Genomic DNA, 23367 nt, shown 5'->3' with positions numbered 1-23367 from the left:
AGGTATGCACAAGGGATGCATTTTACAAACAATAATTTAGAAAAAATTTAGATATGACCTTCTGGTAATTTATATATATTAGTTATGCTAATAATATAAATTACCAGGAGGTTCTTTTGGTTGCGGTAGGGAAAATGAGAATGTTAAGGGTGAAAATTAAATAACTTAAAAACTGTTTTCTATGTTGAAATGATGTATACTATAACTAAACGGTTACGATTATAGGGAGGTATTTATGGTTTCTGAAGAAAAAGTTGAAAAGTACGGTTTAGTTCTAGAAGGTGGTGGCGGTAAAGGCGCTTATGAAGTTGGAGTTTGGTTAGCAATTAATGACTTAATGAAAAGCAGAAATATTGAAATTGTGGGATATGCCGGAACATCTGTCGGGGCTTTAAATGCTGCGTTATTTGCCTGTTGTTCACCTAAAGAAGCTGAAGAAATATGGAGACACATACATTGGTCAACAGTTTTAAGTGCAGGCTTGGATAGACAGCCCGGAAAAAAACAAAAGCTTGTATCTGATTATTTCTTTAGCAGAAAGGGCTTAGAACAGGTTATTAAGGACGCAAATGAAAAGAAAAGATATTAAATGTAAAAGAGCCTGTATATGCAGTATGCACTTTTTTACCTGAAAGTTCTATTGATGCTATAAAAAAGGCAATAACAAAAGCTCTGAAAATAAATACCAAAAATGAAGCTACAGATGAAATTGCTAAACAGGTTAGCAAAGGAATAGTTGGAAGTAGTAAAAAAATTAATACAATAAAAGATGTTAGAAGAATGGCTAACATAAGCAGAGTAGGAAAACTAAGCAGGTTTGCCACACCAGTAGTAGAAAATGGAGTGGGTATAGTAGCAAAGCCAGTGGTTGAATTAGCATACAAATATTTCAAAAGAAAAACATTGGGAAAAGCGAAGTATTTTAAATGTAATAACCAATCTGAACAAATAGAGAAAATATTATTAGCTTCATCTGCAATGCCAATTATTTTTAAGGATGAAAACTTAACCGGCAAGGTAGAGTTTAATGAAGATATGGAGCAAATTAAAGATGATTTATCAGGATATTATTGTGATGGTGGAATAAGAGATAATTTACCAATTAGTTGTTTAATAAAGGATATGGAATGTGATACAAACAAATTTATAGTAGTTCACTTAGATAATGATAGTGGCGAGCATAAGAAAGAAAAGTTTTTGGGAAGTGAAATGGTACATATTTTCCCATCAGTTAAATTTTATGGCTTGCTTTCTACAGTAAATTTTTCAAGAGAAAAAATTAACGATTTAATAGAAATTGGCTATAAAGATGCTAAGGAGCAGCTGTATGATTATTTTTCAAAAAGAGAGAATCACGTGAAAAATAATAACGATGAATTACATTACGCAAATGGAGAGTTTTACAATAGTATTGCAGATGTATATGATTCAAAAATTTATGAAAAACCATTGGAATTAGGTGGAGAAATAGTTTCATATATGAAAAATAACAATGAAATAAAATCTATAGAAGATGAAAATAAAGACATTGTTATAAATAGAGAATATCGAACAGATGAAAATAAATTTGTTGAATTTAATATTTCAAGAGAAACATTAATAAGCAATATTATAGTAGAAAAAGATTTAGAAAATCAAAAAGAAGTTCTAAAAGTTTACAATGACAAAAATGATAACATGTCAGATTATCAAAATAACATACAGATATTAGCCGGAAAGGCATTGTCTTTGGCTAAAGACTTAGAAGGAAAAACTATAATAATGAATGATGTCATGCACGACGAAAAAGAGTTCTATTTTGATAAGAAAGATAGAAACGAATATTTTTTTAGAAGTTCATTATATGAGTCTTTTGCAGGAAAAGATGAGGCAAAAAGATTAGATAAGGCAAACAGAAAAAAAGGTTTAGAGTATATAGCTGTTACTCCTAATGTTGTGGTTTTCAGAGATGAAAATCTGAAAAAAACAGATGAAGTTTATACTGTAAGTTTTGAGTCAGTATATCCATTAACAAAGTATAAAGATAATAGAAAAGATTTCGCAAATAATATTGAGGATTTTAAACAAAGAGTTAAAGATTCTTTGCAGGTTGCAGCAAGCATGAAATATGAAAATATTTTAATTAATGAATGGGGAATTGATGAAGATGGAACAAATGCTGAAGAAGTAGCGTCATGTTTTTATGAAATTCTAATATCAGAAAAGTATGCTGAATTTTTCAAAAATATTATTTTTAACTTTGAAAATCCAATACAAAACATACCATCTTTCATTCAAAAATTTAAGGAAGTTATTTCAGTTGAACAATATGAAGAATATCACTGGCTAATTAACAACTTAAAAACTGAAAAGAAAGAAAAAGTATGTGCTTTTGATGAGAATAGTAAATGGTCAATTTTTTTAGAAAGACCATTTAAGTTTGAGGGTATAGAATTTAAAAGTGTATTTCAATGTATGCAGTATAAAAAGGCTCTCATTTATGGGGACAAGCTTATCGCTAAATATATATTGAAAACAAATGATAAGAAAAAGATGCGACATTATTTCAAAGCAGATGTAGTGTCGACTGTAAAATACAAAAAGCACTGGAATGCAGTAAAGCAGAATATAATGATTGAATGTTTAAAAGTTCAAATAGAAAATTATCCTGAGTTGAAAGAAGAATTAAAAAGCACAGAAAATACAACAATAATTTTCTGTACTAAGGATGAAAAGAAGTACGGAATTGTTGCAAAAACTACAGATGAAGATTTGGATAACCAGAAAAAATGGAAGGGAAATAATAAACTGGGATATGCTCTGATGAGCATTAGAGATAATTTACAATAGTACCTTATAAAAAACAAAAGCTTTCAGTAAAAATAGAATAAAATAACAAGGAGATAAAAGGAGTTTTATAAATGGACTATGGAATTGAATTAATGTTAGAAATAGCTGATATGGATATGTATTATGGATTAGGAAATAATTTAAATAGAATAATTAGAATAGAAGATATGGTGAATACAAGATTTGATAATGATTATTTTGATTTGTTATCTGCAATGTTAATATATCATCAGATTGTTGAAGAATTAATGAAATCTTTAATTGCTATTGGTAATTTTAATACTAGATTAAATTTGTTTCCACAAAAAATGCCTATAAAAATTAAATTTGATAGAGAATTTTATAAATTAGTAAAAGAGTTAGAAGAGGGGGTGGAATTTGAAAATAAAGAAGAATTTATTTCATTAATTAAAAAATTTAATAGAAATAGAAATATAGTTGCCCATAAAATTATAAGAGATGAAAATTTTGAAACAGAGTATCTTAAAGAATTAGAAAATACAAAAGATGAATATGAAAAAATTCAGCATATTTATGCGAGTGTTGCTCTTAATTTCTTTAATTATGTTAATAAGAATCTAAATAAAATCAGTAGATATATTGATTATAGTAAAAATTATGATGAGGATTTAAAACAATTAGAAAGTAAAGAAATAGAGGATAGATATAGTATAGAAGCAGTAAATTCAGTAAAAAAAGCTGTTAGGATGTATTTAAATAGCAGAGTTGAAGAAAGGAAGTGTTTGGAAGTTCAAAATAAATATTCATATTTATTTTAAAAGTTTTTGCACAAAAGAACCTGCACAAAAAATTTTTTCCCAATGCAATATTTTTCAAAATGTCAACGTTTCATAATTAAATTAAAGAGAAAGGAGAATAACGATTATGAGAAATTTTAAGAAAAAGTTATTAGTTGGTTCATTAATCATTACGATGGCATTAGGAGGTGTATGTCAGGGAACACCGGTTGGTGCTTATGTAAACTATTCCAGTGACACATCTTTTAACAGTGCAGGTGGAAAGAATTTGACAATACATTATGGAACTAAAACAAAATTAGGCAAGTACACCATATCCACCGGAAAGAATAAAGATAACAAACTTTGCATTTATTCAAAAAAAGTAGGTAAGAAAAAAGAATGTTTGGGAAGAGTGGTAAATGGAAATCACTACTTTACTTACAAAAAAAGAGTTTTTTTCTTGGGAAAACAACATGCAACATACAAATATGTTCCAGGTAAGAAGGTTGAGAGAGTAAAGGCAATAAAAAAAATCACTTACATAGCGGGAATTTATGGGAAGAAGAATTTGATTATTCGTAGTAAGAATGTTTTGAAGGCTTATAATGTTGCAACAGGTAAAATGAAAGTCCTTACAGATAAGTTCCCAAAGAATGTTTATAATTTTGGCATTTATGGAAATTACGCATACTGCGAAAAGTATGTTAAACATCAGGAAAAATTATATGCGTATAATATGAAAAAAGATAAAATGATGTTAACAAGATTGCCAGTAGGAATGTTTATTAAAAACATAAAGATGAATAACAATATATTATATTTTACAGGTAATCAAACTACTGTAAAAAACGAGAATGGAGAAATAGCAACATATACATCAGATGATTATAGAATTTTCAAGTGGGATTTGAAGAATGAACCTGAAGAAATGATAAGTAATGCACAAATTATTAATTTCCATGGTGATAATATGTATTATTTCAATTATAAAGCAGACGAAGAAAATAAGATTCAGGCAAAGACAATCCATGAGTACAACATGAAAACCAAAGCTGTGAAAGTAATTAAAACCCCAGAAGAAGTAGATGTTGAATATGCAAGCAAAATTATCAAAAAAGGAAATGTTTTAAAAATATACATTGCGGGTGAACATTATGATGAAAGTAGAATTTATTCTATAAAAGATGATGGAACCGGTTTTAAATTAGTTAGAACAGAAGAAAAGAAATAACTAATGATAAAGGAAATAAACTTAAGCGTTTACAATGAAAAAAGAAAAGTCGGTAAAATAAAAAGTGCTTACAAGGATAAAGAAATATAATAAAAGGTGGTCAAAGATAAAAAATAAAAAGTAATAAAATAAAAGAGAAGAAGGATAAAACAAAACCTCAGTTGATAAAAAAGTCAACTGAGGTTTTAATGTATGCCCACTTGCGTAAAAAGAAAATGTTGCTAAATAGGCACGCACTGGTTGCGTAGAATGTCGCAAGTGACATTCCAGATTCTTTTAAAAGAATTTTGAAATTAACCCATTTACAATAATGAATATAATCGTAATAGGGAGAATCCATTTACAGTAAAAACGAATTTGTTTTGGAATTTTCAAACCTGAGCCTGAATTAACTTCCTTAATATAATTATCCCATCCCCAACCATATCTGCTTGTGCAGAATAGAGTGTAAATAAGTGAGCCAATTGGAAGGATTAAATTACTTATTAAAAAGTCTTCTAAATCCATAACATTTGTATTTTTTCCAAAAGGCATGAATCCTGACCAAACGTTAAAACCAAGAACGCAAGGGATGGAAGTAACAGTTATAATAATTGCATTTATAATTGCAGTTTTCTTACGTGACCATTTCCAAAGATCCATACATGATGACATAATATTTTCAAAAACGGCAATTACAGTTGAAAATGCTGCGAAAGCCATGAAAATAAAGAAGCAACTTCCCCATATACGACCACCCGGCATCTTTGCAAAAATATTTGGCAAAGTAACAAATATAAGTTTTGGTCCCTGATCAGGGCTAACACCAAATGCAAAGCATGTTGGGAAAATAATCAACCCTGACACAATGGCAACAAATGTATCTAATGCAACAATGTTAATTGATTCTCCAAGTAGTGAATGGTCTTTTCCAAGATAGCTGCCAAAAATTGTCATAGAGCCCATGCCAATACTAAGTGTGAAAAATGCCTGATTCATTGCAGCTACTATAACATTAATAAGGCCAATCTTTTTAATTTGTTCAAAGTCAGGTACCAGATAAAAATACAAGCCCTTGCCGGCACCTTCAAGAAAAATACTGTTAATTGCCAAAACAACCATAATTACCAAAAGGGCAATCATCATGACTTTGGAAATCTTTTCAACTCCGTTTTGTAATCCAAGTGAACAAACCAGGAAACCTACAATAATAACAAGAGTTGTCCAAAATATCATTTCCGAAGGAATGGCATTCATATTTGAAAAATGACTTTGAACAGCATTAGTGTCTGCGTTTACAAAGTCACCTTTTGCTGTATCAAAAAAGTATCGTAGCATCCAACCGGAAACTGTTGTGTAGAACATCATAAGAATATAGTTACCTGCCATTCCGATGTAACCATGCAGATGCCAATATTGACCTTTTTTCTCAAGAGTCTTAAAAGCTCTTGAAATACTTTGCTGACTACCACGACCAACTGAAAACTCCATTGTTAAAATAGGAAGCCCTAAAATAACAAGGAATAAGATGTAAAATAATACAAAACATCCACCACCATTATTTCCAACAACATAAGGAAAACGCCATACATTTCCAATACCTATGGCACAGCCGGCAGAAATAAGAATGAATCCAAGTCTGGATTTAAATTTTTCTCTTTCCATATACAATCTCAATTCTATTTTTATTACAGCATTCAAAAGTCATATTAAATAAAAAAACTTATTCCAAAATGGACGACACTGCAAACAACATCTTAAAGAAATAAGAAGAGTTTGTCAATTTAACGTGTTAGTATTGTAAAGTGATAAGGTTAATACACATTTGCATTAGTGCAATTACTTAAAAAAATTTTCAATAACAAAAATATTGAAGTGTCAATAGTTGCGTAGAATGTCGCAAGCGACATTATTTGTTATTATAGTATAAGTGCAAAAATGTAAATTGAAAAAGATTGAAAAAAAGAAATTATAGTGCTAAACTGAACACGTTAAAAAAACAAACGGAGGTGATATTCATGGATAGTTGCGATAGTATTAGGTCGAGAAATGATTGTGGTATTATATTAGTGAAACAGTTAATGTGGCTGTCTGTGAAATATCAGTAGCCATGTTTAATTAATATGTCTTTTTATAAGCACCACAGTATGGACCTTATATCACAACAGGTAACTATAGGTTCCACGTTATGTGGTGTATTTTTTATGCACTGGCATAAAAAGAGAATATAAGGAGGCATAGATGAGAACAAATAAATTTGTAAAGAAAAATTATGTAAATGAATTATTAGCAATAATTAAAGGCAATTTTACTGAAAATGAATTAAAAAAGAAAATAGCAAATTACCATGAGAAAGATATTGCAGATGCATTAACACATTTAACAGAACAGGAAAGAAAACGTGTATATGGAATATTAGGGGCTAAGAATGTTGCTGAAATTTTCACATATATTGATGATGTGGAAAAATATTTTGGCGAGTTGTCTTTAGAAAAAGCTGTAAAAGTTGTTTCTTTTATGGATTCTGACGAGGCGGTTGATTTAATTGAAAGTCTTGATAAGGACAAAAGAGAAGAGTTAGTAAATAATTTACAGGGTAGCCTTAAGATAGATATTAAGAAGATTTTATCTTACGATGAAGAAGAGATAGGTAGCTACATGACTACTAATTACATTTGTATTCATAATGACTTAACCATAGGCAAGGCAATGAAAGAGCTTATAAAACAGGCTGGAGATAATGATAATATTTCTACAATTTATGTGGTAGATGAAAATAATAAATATTTTGGAGCTATTGACTTAAAAGATATAATTCTAGCAAGAGAAAATGACGAATTGATTGGAATAATCAGTCAGTCATATCCTTATGTTTTAGAGTACGACAAAATAGATGATTGTATGGATAAGATTCTTGAATATTCAGAAGACTCCATACCGGTGTTAATGGAAAATGGCGAAATTGTTGGAGCAATTACTTCAGAAGATATTGTAGAATTAGTGGATGATGAAATGGGTGAGGATTATGCCAAGTTAGGTGGTCTTACAGCAGAGGAAGATTTAAAAGAACCACTTTTAGAGAGCAGCAAAAAAAGATTGCCATGGCTTGTAATCTTACTTTTTTTAGGAATGGCAGTTTCTTCGGTTGTGGGAATGTTTGAAACAGTTGTGGCAATTTTGCCAATAGTAATCTGCTTTCAATCATTAGTTTTAGATATGGCTGGAAATGTGGGTACGCAGTCATTGGCAGTAACAATTCGAGTATTGATGGATGAAAAATTAACCGGTAAAGAAAAGTTAATGCTATTAATAAAAGAGGTAAAAGTCGGTTTATTAAACGGTATGATTTTAGGAATCATGGCACTATTCTTCTTAGGAATTTATATTCACATATTCAAAGGCTATACATTTGGAAATGCGTTCCTGATTTCAGGCTGTGTAGGAATTTCATTATTAGTTGCAATGGTAATTTCAAGTATGGTTGGAACAGTAATCCCAATGTTCTTTAGCAAAATAAAAATTGATCCGGCAGTTGCATCCGGTCCATTAATTACAACAGTAAATGACCTTGTGGCAGTAGTAACATACTATGGACTTGCACTTGTATTCCTTATTAATATTTTCGGATTAGCATAAATATAAAAATATTACGTCTTAGCGTGATATATTCTTTTTCTGTACAACCAGATAAAAGGGAATATCACACTAGGACGTTTTTATTTAATAAGAAATCACTTCGGAATTTCTTATTAAATAAAAAGCGTTCCACTAGGGATGCATATTTGCACGAAAGGAAAATGTTTATAACGGGTACGTGCTTGGTGCGTAGAATGTCGTAAGCGACATTCTTTGCTATATGGAATAAGCTGGGATGGTGTGGTAAAATAAATAGCAGGAAAATTAATTTGTGAAAGGACAAAAAATGAGTAATACATTTATCGCACAGGGAGCACATGTGATTGGCAAGGTGACAATAGGGGAGAATGTAGGTATATGGTACAATGCAGTTGTGCGTGGTGATATGGAAGAAATAATAATTGGTGACAATAGCAATATTCAAGACAATTGCACACTGCATACTGGTGAAGGTTTTCATATTGAAATCGGAAAAGGTGTTACAGTTGGGCATAACGCAATTGTTCATGGTGCTATTGTGGGTGATAACACTGTTGTTGGAATGGGAAGTATTTTACTTAATGGAGCTAAAGTTGGAAAGAACTGTGTTATAGGAGCAGGTGCATTGGTTACGGGAAAAATGAACATTCCTGACAATTCTATGGCTCTTGGGAGTCCGGCAAGAGTTGTTAGAAAACTTACAGATGCTGAAATTGAATCAAACAAGAAAAATGCAGAAGAGTATGTTAAGTTAATGAAGGCAAGCAAAGAGTTGAAGTAATGCATACAAACAAGGAGTAAAATCTATGCAAATGACTACATTGTGTTACATAGAAAAAGATAATAAATATTTAATGTTACACAGAACCAAAAAGAAAAATGACATTAATGAAGGTAAGTGGATTGGAGTAGGAGGGCATGCTGAAGGAAGCGAGAGTCCGGAAGAATGTTTAAAAAGAGAAGTAAAAGAAGAAACAGGATTAAAACTTTTGTCTTATAAGTTAAGAGGGTTAATAACTTTTGTAAGTAATCAATGTGAACCTGAAATGATGTGTTTGTTTACGGCAGATAAGTTCGAGGGACATATTACATCCTGCGATGAGGGCGATTTAATGTGGGTGCCTAAGAAAGATGTTTTGCAACTTCCAACTTGGGAAGGAGATGCTGTTTTCTTGAAATTACTACTTGATAATGAAGAAAAATTTTTCACATTGAAATTAATTTATGAGGATGAAAAATTAGTTGAAAAAAATATTCAGTTTTATTAGAAAGTCAGAGAATTGCAAATGTTTAGACATACAAGAGTAAATCGTGTAATTAAAAATCCTGTAATGAAAAATTGAGTGAAAATAAATCACGCAGAATGGAATCAGATTTTTAACACGAAATAATGTATGATTATAAAAAAGAAAATGAAAACAAGATAAGAAAAAGGAGATAAGATGAGAAGGAAAAATAAAATGAGAGAAAAATTTATATTAAAATTAAAGAAATGTTTAGTCTTGGGAATGTGCTTGTGCATATTCCAAACTACCGTAAGTGCAGCTACACCATGGTCCCAAAGTAACGGTATTTTTTATGATGGAAATGGAAATGAAATTAAAGGTGCAATTGCAAAAGGAATAGACGTAAGTTACCATCAGGGAGATATTGATTGGGCGAAGGTTAAAGCAGAAGGTTTTACTTTTGCACTTCTAAGATGTGGATATGGCGATAATATTGAATCTCAGCATGACAGCAAATTTGTGCAGAATGTAAAAGGCTGTGAAGAAAATGGAATTGAATACGGCGTGTACATATATTCTTACGCAGTGAATACACAAATGGCAAAGAACGAAGCTGACCATGTTTTAACAATGCTTGATGGTGCAGGTGCAAAACCTACCATGCCAATTTATTATGACATAGAAGATGAAAAAACTCAGGGTAATCTAAAGGCTTCAAAGTTAGGAGATATTGCAGAAACTTTTTGCAATATTATGAAAGAAAAAGGTTATAAGGTTGGAGTTTATTCCAATTATTATTGGTGGACAAATAAGCTTACTGATGCCAGATTTGAAAATTGGGCAAGATGGGTTGCAAGATATAATAATGAAAGTGGTTATGACAAAAAATATGATATTTGGCAGTATAGTGAAACCAGTACAGTTAACGGAATTGGTGGAAATAAGACAGATGTAAATATATTGCTGTCAAGGGAATGTAGCGTGACAGGTCATAACTACGCAGTGGAACAGTTAATTACAAAGGGAACAATATCAAAGTCTGGTAAAGCTACATATTATTGCAAAACCTGTGGTCACAAGAAAACAGATATAATACCCAAAATAAAAAGCATAACTTTATCAAAAACAAAATATGAATATTCAGGCAAATTAAATAAACCTACAGTGAAAATAACTAATTCAAAAGGAAGTGTTTTAACTAAAAATGATTTTTCAGTAAGCTATAACAAGAACAAAAATGTAGGAACTGCTACAGTGACAATAACACTTAAAGGAAATTATCAGGGAACTACCAATAAGACTTTTAAAATAGTACCAGGCGCAGTAAAAAAATTAACAGTAAAAAACAACAGCAGACAAAAGGCAAAGGTAAACTGGAAGAAAGTATCGCAGGCATCAGGCTTTGAAATTCAATATGCTACAAATAAGTCAATGAAGAAAGCAAAGACTGTAACTGTTAAGAAGACTTCAAAAGTATTATCAAAGCTTAAGAAAAATAAAACATACTATATAAGAGTAAGGGCATACAAAACAGTTTCAGGTAACAAGCTTTATGGTTCTTACAGTGGAAAGAAATCTGTAAAAATAAAGAAATAATTAGGAAGTAGGACTATGACGATAAAAAAGAATGTGGATGCTTCTTTGAAAGAACAGAAAAATTTAGAAGAACAGCAGAATTCAGAAAAGCAAAATAAATTAGAAAAACAAAATAAATTAGAAAAACAGCAGAATTCAGAAGAACAGAAGGATTCGGAAAAACAAAATAAGTTCAGTGAACAGGATAATTTAAAGAAGCTGAATTCTGTTGAGCAGCAAAGAGATTTGAATGAAGTGTTAGATGAGGACATTTTGCTTAAGTTAGAACAATTGTTGGAACAGAATCAATTCGAATTGGTTTCAGGCAAAGTAAAACAAAATAAACTGAAATTAATTTATCTTATGAATGATGCTGTTGAAAGTTTTATTGTATTTGAAAATGCTAAAACTACAGGGGAGTATCTAAAAGAATATCAGGGCGAGATATTTTACTCATTAAGCAAAGAAGATACAAATAAATATGTTTTGGTTGTACATCAGGGAGATGTGGTTTTAACAATTTGGTTTGAAAAATTATATATGGAAATTAATTTGTACCAATACGGACGAACCGGACATTTTTGGGTAAAAGGTTATGAAAATATAAGACAGTTAGAATATAAAATTGCAATCCTAACAGACAAAAGAGATTATTTGGGAGAAGAATATTGTAATAAGGAAGAATTGGAACTTTCCAGATTGAAGAATTTCCCACCACTTAATTATTGCTGTTATCCATCAGTACCGGAAAAATATCTTGTGCCAAAGGAAAATCCATGGGTGCCAACAAGTGAAGCAATAGACATAATGAAAAAATATGCCCAGCTTGTTAAAGACGAATCGTTGGTTAAAGCCCTTGAAAAGTACAGAAACAATCCGGGAAAAAAGCAGGCTAAGAAGATTGCAACTATGCTACACCGAAACAGTCATAAACAAATAATTGACCATATAACAAACCGTTTTATAGAAATAACAGATGAATATCCAAAAAGACATTTCGGAAAAGCAAATGACGAAAAGTATAAGCTAATTATAAATAAAGGGAAAAAGCTCCAGAAACAGTTTGCAGAAAAAAATGTAAAAACGCAGCTTTATATTGAAGAACCTTTTGTGGAATTAAAGGATTCAATAGAATTTAAAGTATATGTTTTGGTGGAAAAGAAGAGTATTCTAAATCAGAAAAATTACTATATTAAACTAACAGACAGTAATGATTTTAGAATGTTATAAAGAGTAAGGAGTTGTTATTAAATAGAAAACAACTCCTTTAGTGATTGATATGAAATGTTGTAATAATCATTTTGCTAGGAATAACCTATTTTTCAACAGGAATAAGTTCCATAAGCTCTTCGTTCCATTCGTATTCAATTTCTTTTGTCATAGTCCTTATCCTCCTTTAATGTTTTTATCTTTTTTATAAAAGTTTTTGTTGATAGTTAAATAATAGTACTTTTTAAGAGAAAGTAATATAAAAATATTATCAGAAAAATATAACAATAGTTCAAAAAAATAAGAATAATGTGCTATAATTTAAGTACAAAATACAACAATAGTCCAATACATATAAAGATAATATCTGAATTTAAAATTTATATTGAATGATACTATTGTGGATTTAACGGATCCAGTTATTTTTCAGAAACCTTTAAGAAAGTGATGGGAGTTACACCGAGACAATATAGAAAAAGGCTGCATGATAATAATTAAAAAGAATAAGAGGGAAAAATATGTGAAAAATCATAGTGTATTATTATCAGGACAAATGAAAAATGTATGGTGATAAAACCGCTTAATATAAAAGGCGCAGAAATCGTGAATGTGAATCTGCGCCTCTTTTAATTATTAAATAAAAAAATCTTTTGAAACTTTCTTAATATAAAAATGTTAATTAAGGGTAAATTACAAAATCTAGTGAATATTATTACGTCTCTTTCCGGTCATATCAGAAACAACAAGCTTAAATACTGTTGTAACCTTCATCATAGCAGTGTTGAATTTGAAATCTTCTGCATGATATTGATTCATTAAAATTTTTAAAGCTTCAAATTTATGCTCGTCATCAATAAATTCAATAGTGCCATGTCCAATAACACTTTCGTATCCCATTGTGCATGACATACGTTCCTCATATAAAATAAAATTATGGTTGCAGTCCATTTCAAAAGTTGCACGATTATCTTTTCTAATTAAATCAAGTTTAGTACCTTCGGAGGCACAATGGAAATATAATTCAACCTGCTTGCCACCAACAACATTTAATCCAAAATTGAGAGGGACTATGTAAGGATAGTCACCATCATTGAAAGCTAATCTGCAGGCGTCACATTTTTTTATAATTTCTACTATTTCATTAAAATCTGTAATTTCGCGGTCTTTTCTTCTCATATTTTCACCTTTAACCTTTAACCAAGTTAGTATGGTTAATCCTTTCATTGTTATTTAATGTATAATAATTTTTACACATATTTGCTGAATTTACAATAAAATATTGGTTGTGAAAACCTTTTGGTTCACTAGTCATATATTACAAAAATTAAAAAGTATTTTATACAAGAATAATATTTAAAAAATATAAAAATAATATACATATAATGTTTAGTTAAAAACAAATAAATTGCATAATTATTAAAATAGATAAATTGGGCAATTAGTAAAACAAATACTGTAATTTGACATTACATTATAATTGAATTAAGATGGAGAAAAGACTGAAAATGAAGGAGACGTATTATGGAAAGAAAGAACGCTTGGAAAACATATAATGATAGTGAAAAAGAACAATTACAGAGTTTAAATGCAGACTATATAGATTTTTTGTCTGAATGCAAAACAGAAAGAGAATGTATTAGCGAAACAGTAAAAAGAGCTAAGAAAAAAGGCTATATTAGTTTAGAAGAAGCTATTGCAAATAACAAGAAATTAAAACAGGGCGATAAAGTTTATGCAGTTTGTATGAACAAGACAATTGCCTTATTTAATATAGGTAAGGAACCATTAGAAAAAGGTATGAATATTCTTGGGGCACATGTGGATTCACCTCGAATGGACGTAAAACAGAATCCGTTATATGAGAACGAAGGTATGGCTTACCTTGACACACATTATTACGGTGGTATTAAGAAGTATCAATGGGTAACATTACCACTTGCAATCCATGGCGTAATTGTTAAGAAGGACGGCACAACAGTTAATGTAAATATTGGTGAGAAACCGGAGGATCCTGTATTTTGTGTTACAGATTTACTTATTCATCTTGCAGCTAATCAAATGGAAAAGAAAGCAGCCAAAGTTGTTGAAGGAGAAAATCTTGATATTTTAGTTGGCACTATTCCTCTTAATGATGAAGAAAAAGAAGCAACTAAAAAAGGTGTTCTTGAAATTCTTAAAGAAATGTATGGCATGGAAGAAGAAGATTTCATGTCTGCAGAGCTTGAAGTTGTACCGGCAGGAAGAGCAAGAGAAATGGGATTTGACAGGAGCATGATTATTTCATATGGTCAGGATGACAGAGTGTGTGCTTACACTTCATTAGTAGCAATGCTTGAAATGGAGAAGGTTGATAAGACTTCATGTTGCCTTTTAGTAGACAAAGAAGAAATCGGTAGTGTTGGTGCTACAGGAATGCAGTCACGCTTCTTTGAAAATACAGTGGCAGAATTATTAAATTTATTTGATGATTACAGTGAAATCAAATTAAAGAGATGTCTTGCTAACAGCAGAATGTTATCATCAGATGTAAATGCAGCATTCGATGCATTATATGCAGAAGCTTTCCAGAAGAACAGTTCATCATTTATGGGAAAAGGTGTTGTATTTAACAAGTTTACAGGACGTGGAGGCAAGTCTGGTTCAAATGATGCTAACGCAGAATATCTTGCAGCCTTAAGAAAGATCATGGATGACAATAATGTAAACTACCAGATGGCTGAACTTGGAAAAGTAGATATTGGTGGTGGCGGTACAATCGCTTACATTATGGCATTATACGGTATGGAAGTTATTGATAGTGGTGTTGCAGTGTTAAGTATGCATGCTCCTTGGGAGGTGACAAACAAGGCAGATGTTTATGAAGCATATAAGTGTTATAAGGCATTTTTAAAGGATGCATAAAGTAATGGCATAATTTTTATATAAATGTTATAGAAATAATAATGTAAAAATAATATAATATTTGCAGATAGACATATTTAGTAAGCATGAGATAGTTAGGTGAATCTGTTTCATGCTTATTTAGAGTAAAAAACTTATATTAAAATTAATAAACTTATTTTAAACTAAAAAACATTTTAAAGAATGGAGAAGTTATGTATAAGAATATTGAAAAAAAACAGGTAATTGATTTGAAAGATTTAGTTGAATATCAGGATGGACAGGTTGTAAGTAAAACGTTAGTTCAGAATGACTATGTAAGTGTAACAATTTTTTCTTTTGACAAAGGCGAGGAAATTTCTACACATGCATCAGGTGGAGATGCAATGGTTACTGTATTAGATGGTACAGGCAAATTCACAATTGGTGGAGATGTCTTTATTTTAAAAACAGGAGATTCTATTGTAATGCCAAAGGATGTACCACATGCAGTGTTTGGAGAAGAAAGATTCAAAATGGAATTAGTTGTTTCATTTTAAATAAATAATACAAAAAGTAACTACAATATGATAGAATGAAAAACGGACTTCAAGGAGAAATAATGGAAAAAAACAAAAGAGAAAATATGTCTAATGTATTTTATTTTCTAGGAAGAATTTTAACAAACAAATTAGTAATTGCGTTAATTATTATTGCAGTTTTAGGGGGCATATCTTTGGGTGTAAAACAGGTTGCTTTTACTGACAATAAAACTACCAAATTAGGATTTGAAGATATAGGAGAATTAGCAACTCAGGAAGCACGATGTACAGAAGTTAATGTAACAGACCAGTCGAAAAAACTTTTTGGAATAAAGATTCCATTTACACAGAGTAAGTACATATATAGTTATGATGTGGTTGTAAAAGCAGGGATTGACTTTAATAAAATTACATGGAGCGTTAAGAATAAAACAATTACTGTAAAAATGCCTGAAAGTAAAATTTTAAGTTGTGAATTAGATATGGACTCATTTAAGGTTTATCATGAAGAAGAAAGTATTTTTACAAAAATAACACTAAAAGATAACAATAAATCTTTTGAAAAATTAAAAGCCACAGCGAAGAAAGATGCTAATGCAAATGGACTTTTGAGCAATGCTGAAAAAAATGCAAAAACTATTATAAATTCTTTTTTCTGGAAAGAATATAACAAGGACGAGTACAAAATAAAATATGTAAGATAAAACAAAAAAATATATAAGATAAATGAGGTTAAGGTTTTGGTTAAAGGATTCGATAATGAGAAATATTTAAAGATGCAATCAGAACACATTAAGGAAAGAATTGCACAGTTTGGGAACAAGTTGTATTTGGAATTTGGTGGTAAGCTTTTTGATGACTATCATGCATCAAGAGTGTTGCCGGGATTTGAGCCAGACTCAAAGTTACAAATGTTATTACAGTTAAAAGACCATGCAGAAGTTGTAATTGTAATTAGCGCAGAAGACATTGAAGAAAACAAGATTCGTGGAGATTACGGAATTACATACGACATGGACGTGTTAAGATTAATTGACGAATTCCAGTCAGTAGGTTTGTATGTGGGAAGTGTATGTTTAACAAAATTTACAGGACAGCCTGCAGCAGAATCATTCCAGAACAGATTGCAGGAATTAGGAATTAAGTCTTACAGACATTACAAGATTCCGGGCTATCCAAATGATGTTGATTACATAGTTAGTGATAATGGATATGGTAAAAATGATTACATTGAAACAGAAAGACCATTAGTTGTTATAACAGCTCCGGGACCCGGAAGCGGAAAGATGGCAACCTGCCTTTCACAGTTGTACCATGAACACAAAAGAGGAATTAACGCAGGATATGCCAAGTTCGAAACTTTTCCAATTTGGAATATTCCATTAAAACATCCGGTAAATTTAGCATACGAAGCTGCAACAGCAGACTTAAATGATGTTAATATGATTGACCCATATCATCTTGAAGCTTACGGTGAAACAACAGTCAACTACAATAGAGATATTGAAATTTTCCCTGTTGTAAATGCAATTTTCCAATTAATATCAGGAGAAAGTCCATACAAGTCACCTACAGACATGGGGGTTAACATGGCAGGTAACTGTATTATAGATGACGAAGTTTGTTGCAAGGCTTCAAAGCAGGAAATAATCAGAAGATACTATCAGGCACTTTGTGAAAAAAGAAGAGCCGGTGAAACAAAGAAGAATATTTCAAAGTTAGAGAATTTAATGCAGCAGGCGCAGATTACCGTAGAAGACAGAAAAGTAATTGTTGAAGCATTAAAGAAGGAAAAAGAAACAGATGGAAAACCTGCTGTGGCATTAGAACTTCCAAATGGAAAAATAGTAACAGGAAGTACATCTGATTTGTTAGGAGCAGCGGCAGCAGCTCTTCTTAACGGAATAAAAGCTTTAGGGGAAATAGAAGACGATGTGAAATTAATTGCAAAAGAAGCAATTGAACCAATACAGATTTTGAAAACAAATTATCTTGGTAGCAAGAACCCACGTCTTCATACAGATGAAATCCTAATTGCATTATCATCAACAGCAGCTCATAACGAAAACGCAAAGAAAGCAATGAGCCAGCTACATAAATTAAAAGGATGTGATGCACACTCAACAGTATTATTGTCATCAGTAGATGAGAATATATTTAAAAAATTAGGAATCCAACTTACATGCGAACCAAAGTATGAGCATGACGGAAGAAAATATCATAAACTGTAAATTATGATGGAAAACTTGATTTAGTACAAATATTTGAAAATATAATTAAAAGAATAAATATAGAAAGTTCCCAATTAAGTTGATTGTAGAAATGGCTTGGTTTGGAACTTTTTTCTTGGGAAATATTCTTTAGTAGATGAGGAATGTAAGATGATAAAATTGTTAGGCTTTAATATTGAAGACTGAAGTTGGTACTAATGGAGGACTCAAAAAAATCAATGTATTGAAATCGCAAATGAAATAGAAATCAATGTGAAAGAAATGTTGAGGGAATATATAATGGTGTAAATTACAAAGTAAAAAATAAAATTAGGACACCTTTATAACAAATGGTATCTAGAAAAGTTTTTTTTGTATGTTAGAATTAAGAATATAAACCAAAATGAGGAGGAGTTAAAAAATGAAAAAGTTACAAAGTAGAATACTGGCAATTGTACTTGTAATTGCCGTGGCAGGAGCTTACATGCCAATTTCAGAAGTACCAACTTATGCAGCTACTAAAAAAGTAAAGCTGAGTAAAAAGAAAGTACGTCTAAAAGTTGGAAAAAAGAAAACTATTAAATTAAAAAATGTAAGGAAAAAGGTTAAATGGAAAGTAGTAAAAGGGAAAAAAGTAGTTTCCATTAAGAAAAAAGGAAAATTAAAAAACAAAATTGTAATTAAAGCTAAAAAAGCCGGAAAGGCAGTAATAAAAGCTACATATAAGAAGAAGAAATACAAAGTAAAAGTAACGGTAAAAAATAATAAACAAACATCAGGAAATGCACAGACATCTACAACAGTTGCTCCTACAACTGCAAATGGTGTAGTAGTTACAACTAAAGTTGTAGAATCAAAAACAGAGATTACGACGGAAACTCTGACAGCAGCGCCAACAGAGGCGCCAACAGAGGCACCAACAAAGGCACCGACAGTAGCGCCAACAGAGGCACCGACAGTAGCCCCAACAGAGGCACCAACGGTAGCACCAACAACAGCGGATCCTAATAAACCTGCAGCACCGATAGGATTAACATCTGCAGGAAGCAAGGATTTACCATTCTATTTTGCATGGGCAATGACTGAAGGAGTTACATATAATTTTTACATAAATGATACAAAAATTGAATCAGGAATTGTTGCAGGATTCTATAATTGTGATTCAAAATATTTTACAACAGTGGGAGATTATAAAATTTCCGTAACAGCAGAAAAAAATGGATATGAGTCAGATAAAGCTACAATCGATTTTAAAGTAACAAAAGATAATGTAGCTACAACAGTAGCACCAACAGAGGCGTCTACGGAAGCACCAACAGTAGCACCAACAGAGGCGTCTACGGAAGCACCAACGGTAACCCCAACAGATGCACCTACAGAAGCACCAACGGAAGCTACAACTAAGGCACCGGAAGATGCATCTCATGTAGTAAAGAATCCGGGGGTTCAGGAGGAAGCAGCTGATTCTCAGGTAGCAAGTGACATTTCACTTACACCATATTTGGATGGTATTGATGATAAATTGTCATCAACCAAAGGAAATACAAGTAACAACGAAGGAATAGAAAATTTATTTGACAATAATGTTAATACAAAGTTCTTTACAAATGATGCTCCGGCAATCACTATTGCATGGAAAATGAAGAGAGCAGTTACACTTAAGAGTTACACATTTGTATTAGCAGGGGATGCATCCACATATAAGCATAGAGATCCTCACAGCTGGGCAGTATATGCATCAATGGATGGTGAAAACTGGACAACTGTTTCAGATATCGATAATGGTGGAATTACCCACACAAATAATGGTGAATACACATTTAATTGTACAACAAAGATGTCAGCACAATATTTTATGATTATTATTAAAAATAGTGGTGATGATGGAAAGTTGTATTATGGTTCACAGATGTCTGAAATTTATCTGAAAGGTGATGTCGACAGAATTACAGAAAGTAGAGGAAGTGATATTACGGATCAGGTAAGTGGAATAGATACCGGGGCTACTACAATAAACGGATTTAATTCAAATGAAGGTGTGGAAAATATATTTGATGGTAATAGAGCAACTAAATTATATTCTACATCTAAGATACCGGGGAATATAGTATGGAAAATGAAACAGAATACAACACTTTACAGTTACACAATTACAACTGCTAACGATAATTCAAAATATCCAAACAGAACAATTAAGGCATGGAAGTTATACGGCTTGGCTGACGGAAAAAACTGGGAATTAATTGATACGGTAAATGAAAGCGGAATGGCAGATCAGGATTATGCTGATTATACATATCTTGTTGATAAGATAGGAACATATACTCAGTATAAAATGGAAATTACAGAATTGTACGGAAATAGTTTCCAGATTTCAGACATTACATTAAGGGGTAATTCAGTAACTGATAGTGAGTTCAAAGCTTTGTTTGTAGGTGACTGGGATAAGGTTACAGCAAAGGGATATAAAGAAGCATTGTATAATGCATTCTACGAGGTTTACCCAAGACAGTATAAACGTTGGGGAACAGGTTCGGAACCTAAAAAAATATTTGTAAGAGCTGACAAGGGAGAGAAAGGAGTGGCATACACATCCGGTTCTTCAATAGTAATTTCAGTTGACTGGATGAATAATAATCCAAGAGAAATTGGATATTTTACACATGAGTTAACACATGCTGTACAGCAGTACGGAAATGTATCTTCATCATCAAAAGCATGGTGGGTAGAAAATATGGCAAATTACGGTGGATTCCGTTACTATCATTGGGCACATGAAGATACTGCACAGATATATTATGCCAACGATACATCCCTTCAGGACTGGGGCTATGAGGCATATGGAAATAATAAATGGTTCTTCTCATATATGGATTCAAAATATCCAACAACAAAAGATAGTAATGGAAACGTAAAATATGGTCTTATTGATAGTCTTAACCATTTATTAAAGGACAATAAGGGTACAAGATATGATGACAATCCATATGATACATCAACACCATGGAATCAGTTAGTAAAGAAGATTACAGGATATGATTGTATAGAATCTCTTAGATTACATTATGTAGAGGAACTAAAAAATGGTACATGGAAATTTACAGGATTTGGAAATTATTCAGATAATTGGATTACTACAGATTTACCTGGAGTACCTAATATTGATTATCCTGCGTTCGTAGGAAAAAAACATGGAAATACAACCGGTACAAAACTGTCTTCAGCAGTAACAAGCGGAACAAATTTATTGTCAGGTGCAACAATTATCAGTGAATCAGGTTACACAAAGGATGGTGAGTCTTCATCTAAACTTATTGATGGCGATTTGTCAACAAAATGGTGTGCAACATCAGGAAACGTCGTAAACCAGGCATATGCTTTATCAGGTGCTCAGCACTTTGTAAAGATAGACCTTGGAAGTACAAAGACATTTAATACCTATACTCTTTACAATACACAAAGTAAGGAAGGTTTCGGTAATACTACTGAATGGGAAGTTCTTGTATCAAACGATGGAAAAGAATGGAAGTCAGTAGATTATCAAGTAAATCAGAATGATGCAATTTCATCCTTTGACATAGGAAAACAGACAGCAAGATACATTGTATTTAAGATATTTAATTCAGATAATGGTGGAGTTGGTACTGTAAGACTTTACGAACTTCAGTTATATAACAGATAGAAAAATATTTAATGACCCTTTATGCTATTAACAGTGGCATAAAGGGTTTTTTTAGGTTAAAATAAAACTGAAAGGATATTAATTCAATGGCCTTTGGAAATCCGGCAAAAATAATTAGAAAACTTACATCAAAAGAGATAATGGCTAATAAAGAAAATGCTATGGAGTATGTGAAACTTATGAAGGAATATAATTAAAAAGACTGAAATACGATTTTCTAATGATAGGAAAAGAGACATAAGTAATTCGATATTTAAAAATAAAAAATTTGTATCGGTTTTGGCATTTTTGTGTGCGGCAGGACGGTCATTGGCGTATCCTCTTATAAAACTTGGATATTCAAATCTAAATGTGGCATCAGATGATCTTGGAAGCAAAATCAATATTAATAATAAGTTCTCTAGTGTTAATATTAGCAGTATGTTTTGGTATATACAATCAGCTGATTGCCTGTAACCCAATAAGCAAAATAGCAATTTTTAATGCATTTATTCCTATATTGGGAGTTATATTCTCGGCAATAATATTAGGAGAGCCAATGAAGCTTAAGTACTTTGTAGCAGGAATGCTTGTGGCACTTGGAGTGTATGTAATTAATAAATTTGATGGTAAGTAGAAGGAGGAAAGAATCATGAAGAAGATGTTAACTTTTGTAATTGCAGTAATCTCGTTATGTGGTTTATTTACCATACTAAAGAGTGACAATGCCTATGCGGCAACCAACAGACTGTTGGAGAAGGACAAGGTATACTATTATGATTTGGATGGAGATGGCACTAAGGAAAAGATATATTACCAGACCCATGTAAGCGCTAAAGACAATGAGTTTTTTGACAGTGTAAGTCTGTTTATAAATGACAAAAATGTATATACAAAAAAATTAACAGACGTATGGGCAAGCTATAAGGTAATTGACTTTGACACTTCTGACAAGACAATAGAGTTAAATTTTCAGGTAGGCAGTTATTCGTATACATTGGATTACAGTTCTTTTCAAAGATGGAACGGAAAAGAAATTACAGAATTTGAAACAAGCAGTAACAAGGCACTGATGTATGGGAGAGGATATCGGTTCAAGAATGTGAAAGGTAATGGAAGGTTCCATATTATTGTGGATACACCTTACGCATTGCCAATAGGATGTTTTTACGCGGATATTCCATTACAGTTAAAAGGTGATAAAATTGTACCGGCTACGGGAACTTACAAACTTGTGGAAAGCTCAAAAAAATATATGTATACTGTAAAGAAAAATATGAAATTGTACAAAACTGCATCTAAAAAATCAAAGAATAAATTTACTTTGAAAAAGGGAGATAAGCTTAGAATTATAAAAATCAAGCCGGCAAAGAATGTAGCAAAACGCCCTAAGGGAAAATATGGTCTTGATAAGAGGGATAACGGTTTTGCATATGTAAAAACTAAAACCGGAAAGAAGGGATGGATTTTCTTAAGTAAGAAAATGTCAAGCTGGGGAAAGAAAACTTTGTTTAAAAAGGTTCCAGGATGGGGCTGATATAATAGTGATAACTCCCTATCTTTTTTTTATAACTCACTTATTTTAAGTCAGCAGGAAAAACAATATCCTGCTGATTTCTTATTTTATCCATAACCTTCAATGCCATAAGAGACCCGTTTGAAAAATCTTTGTTAAAGGCGAAGATAATTGT

At 31.6% G+C, this 23367-nt stretch carries 18 protein-coding genes and 1 pseudogene; 17 read left to right on the top strand and 2 right to left on the bottom strand.

Annotation, left to right across the window (positions count from 1 at the left end; translation table 11 throughout):
- The first annotated feature begins 235 nt into the window (after window positions 1-235).
- From DWZ69_RS05120 to DWZ69_RS05105, 4 genes are all read left to right on the top strand, one after another.
- Window positions 236-589, top strand: a complete 354-nt coding sequence (locus tag DWZ69_RS05120) for a patatin-like phospholipase family protein (protein ID WP_117998741.1) — start codon at window positions 236-238, stop codon at window positions 587-589.
- A 191-nt stretch (window positions 590-780) separates the two neighbouring features.
- Complete coding sequence (locus tag DWZ69_RS05115; protein ID WP_117998742.1) at window positions 781-2829, top strand: NADAR domain-containing protein; 2049 nt, start codon at window positions 781-783, stop codon at window positions 2827-2829.
- 71 nt (window positions 2830-2900) lie between these two features.
- Entirely contained in the window at window positions 2901-3608 is a 708-nt protein-coding gene (locus DWZ69_RS05110; protein WP_117998743.1) for a hypothetical protein, read from the top strand.
- Window positions 3609-3714: 106 nt separating this feature from the next.
- Window positions 3715-4800, top strand: a complete 1086-nt coding sequence (locus DWZ69_RS05105) for a hypothetical protein (protein WP_117998744.1) — start codon at window positions 3715-3717, stop codon at window positions 4798-4800.
- 276 nt (window positions 4801-5076) lie between these two features.
- Here DWZ69_RS05105 and DWZ69_RS05100 read toward each other — a convergent pair whose 3' ends face one another.
- Window positions 5077-6444, bottom strand: coding sequence for a sodium-dependent transporter (locus tag DWZ69_RS05100; RefSeq protein WP_117998745.1), 1368 nt, complete (start codon window positions 6442-6444; stop codon window positions 5077-5079).
- A 576-nt stretch (window positions 6445-7020) separates the two neighbouring features.
- On the opposite strand from DWZ69_RS05100, the gene mgtE reads away from it, so the two are divergent.
- The 6 genes and pseudogenes from mgtE to DWZ69_RS12245 form a co-directional block, all read left to right on the top strand.
- Complete coding sequence (gene mgtE, locus DWZ69_RS05095) at window positions 7021-8415, top strand: magnesium transporter (RefSeq protein ID WP_117998746.1); 1395 nt, start codon at window positions 7021-7023, stop codon at window positions 8413-8415.
- 286 nt (window positions 8416-8701) lie between these two features.
- Window positions 8702-9175 (top strand): gamma carbonic anhydrase family protein, encoded by a 474-nt coding sequence (locus DWZ69_RS05090; RefSeq protein WP_118436367.1) that lies wholly within the window; start codon window positions 8702-8704, stop codon window positions 9173-9175.
- Between the two features lie 25 nt (window positions 9176-9200).
- On the top strand, window positions 9201-9662 hold the full coding sequence (locus DWZ69_RS05085; protein ID WP_118436365.1) for an 8-oxo-dGTP diphosphatase: 462 nt from the start codon (window positions 9201-9203) through the stop codon (window positions 9660-9662).
- 174 nt (window positions 9663-9836) lie between these two features.
- Entirely contained in the window at window positions 9837-11216 is a 1380-nt protein-coding gene (locus tag DWZ69_RS05080; RefSeq protein WP_118436363.1) for a GH25 family lysozyme, read from the top strand.
- A gap of 15 nt (window positions 11217-11231) precedes the next feature.
- Window positions 11232-12425 (top strand): DUF3878 family protein, encoded by a 1194-nt coding sequence (locus DWZ69_RS05075; RefSeq protein WP_118436361.1) that lies wholly within the window; start codon window positions 11232-11234, stop codon window positions 12423-12425.
- Window positions 12426-12814: 389 nt separating this feature from the next.
- A pseudogene (locus DWZ69_RS12245) lies at window positions 12815-12902 on the top strand (AraC family transcriptional regulator); the annotation flags it as partial.
- Between the two features lie 201 nt (window positions 12903-13103).
- Here the strand turns inward: DWZ69_RS12245 and DWZ69_RS05065 are convergent.
- The gene (locus DWZ69_RS05065) at window positions 13104-13580 is read right to left on the bottom strand and encodes a pyridoxamine 5'-phosphate oxidase family protein (protein ID WP_117998751.1); all 477 of its coding nucleotides are present in this window, start codon (window positions 13578-13580) and stop codon (window positions 13104-13106) included.
- Window positions 13581-13925: 345 nt separating this feature from the next.
- On the opposite strand from DWZ69_RS05065, the gene DWZ69_RS05060 reads away from it, so the two are divergent.
- The 7 genes from DWZ69_RS05060 (at window position 13926) to DWZ69_RS05025 (ending at window position 23213) form a co-directional block, all read left to right on the top strand.
- Complete coding sequence (locus DWZ69_RS05060; protein WP_117998752.1) at window positions 13926-15305, top strand: aminopeptidase; 1380 nt, start codon at window positions 13926-13928, stop codon at window positions 15303-15305.
- A 194-nt stretch (window positions 15306-15499) separates the two neighbouring features.
- Complete coding sequence (locus DWZ69_RS05055; RefSeq protein WP_117998753.1) at window positions 15500-15823, top strand: cupin domain-containing protein; 324 nt, start codon at window positions 15500-15502, stop codon at window positions 15821-15823.
- A gap of 62 nt (window positions 15824-15885) precedes the next feature.
- Entirely contained in the window at window positions 15886-16509 is a 624-nt protein-coding gene (locus DWZ69_RS05050) for a DUF4230 domain-containing protein (protein ID WP_117998754.1), read from the top strand.
- A gap of 36 nt (window positions 16510-16545) precedes the next feature.
- A complete protein-coding gene (locus DWZ69_RS05045; protein ID WP_117998755.1) occupies window positions 16546-18036 on the top strand; it encodes a DUF1846 domain-containing protein in 1491 nt (496 codons plus the stop codon).
- Between the two features lie 400 nt (window positions 18037-18436).
- Window positions 18437-21697, top strand: coding sequence for a discoidin domain-containing protein (locus DWZ69_RS05040; protein WP_118436359.1), 3261 nt, complete (start codon window positions 18437-18439; stop codon window positions 21695-21697).
- Between the two features lie 349 nt (window positions 21698-22046).
- A complete protein-coding gene (locus DWZ69_RS05030; RefSeq protein ID WP_117998757.1) occupies window positions 22047-22313 on the top strand; it encodes an EamA family transporter in 267 nt (88 codons plus the stop codon).
- Window positions 22314-22328: 15 nt separating this feature from the next.
- Window positions 22329-23213 carry a hypothetical protein gene (locus tag DWZ69_RS05025; protein WP_117998758.1) on the top strand — a complete coding sequence of 295 codons (885 nt, stop codon included), beginning with the start codon at window positions 22329-22331 and terminating at the stop codon, window positions 23211-23213.
- Window positions 23214-23367: the final 154 nt, after the last annotated feature.

It is taken from the genome of Eubacterium sp. AF34-35BH (genome assembly GCF_003477765.1).
Lineage (GTDB): Bacteria > Bacillota > Clostridia > Lachnospirales > Lachnospiraceae > Eubacterium_G.
Note: the sequence above shows the minus strand (reverse complement) of the source record. Positions and strands in the feature narration are given on the sequence as shown.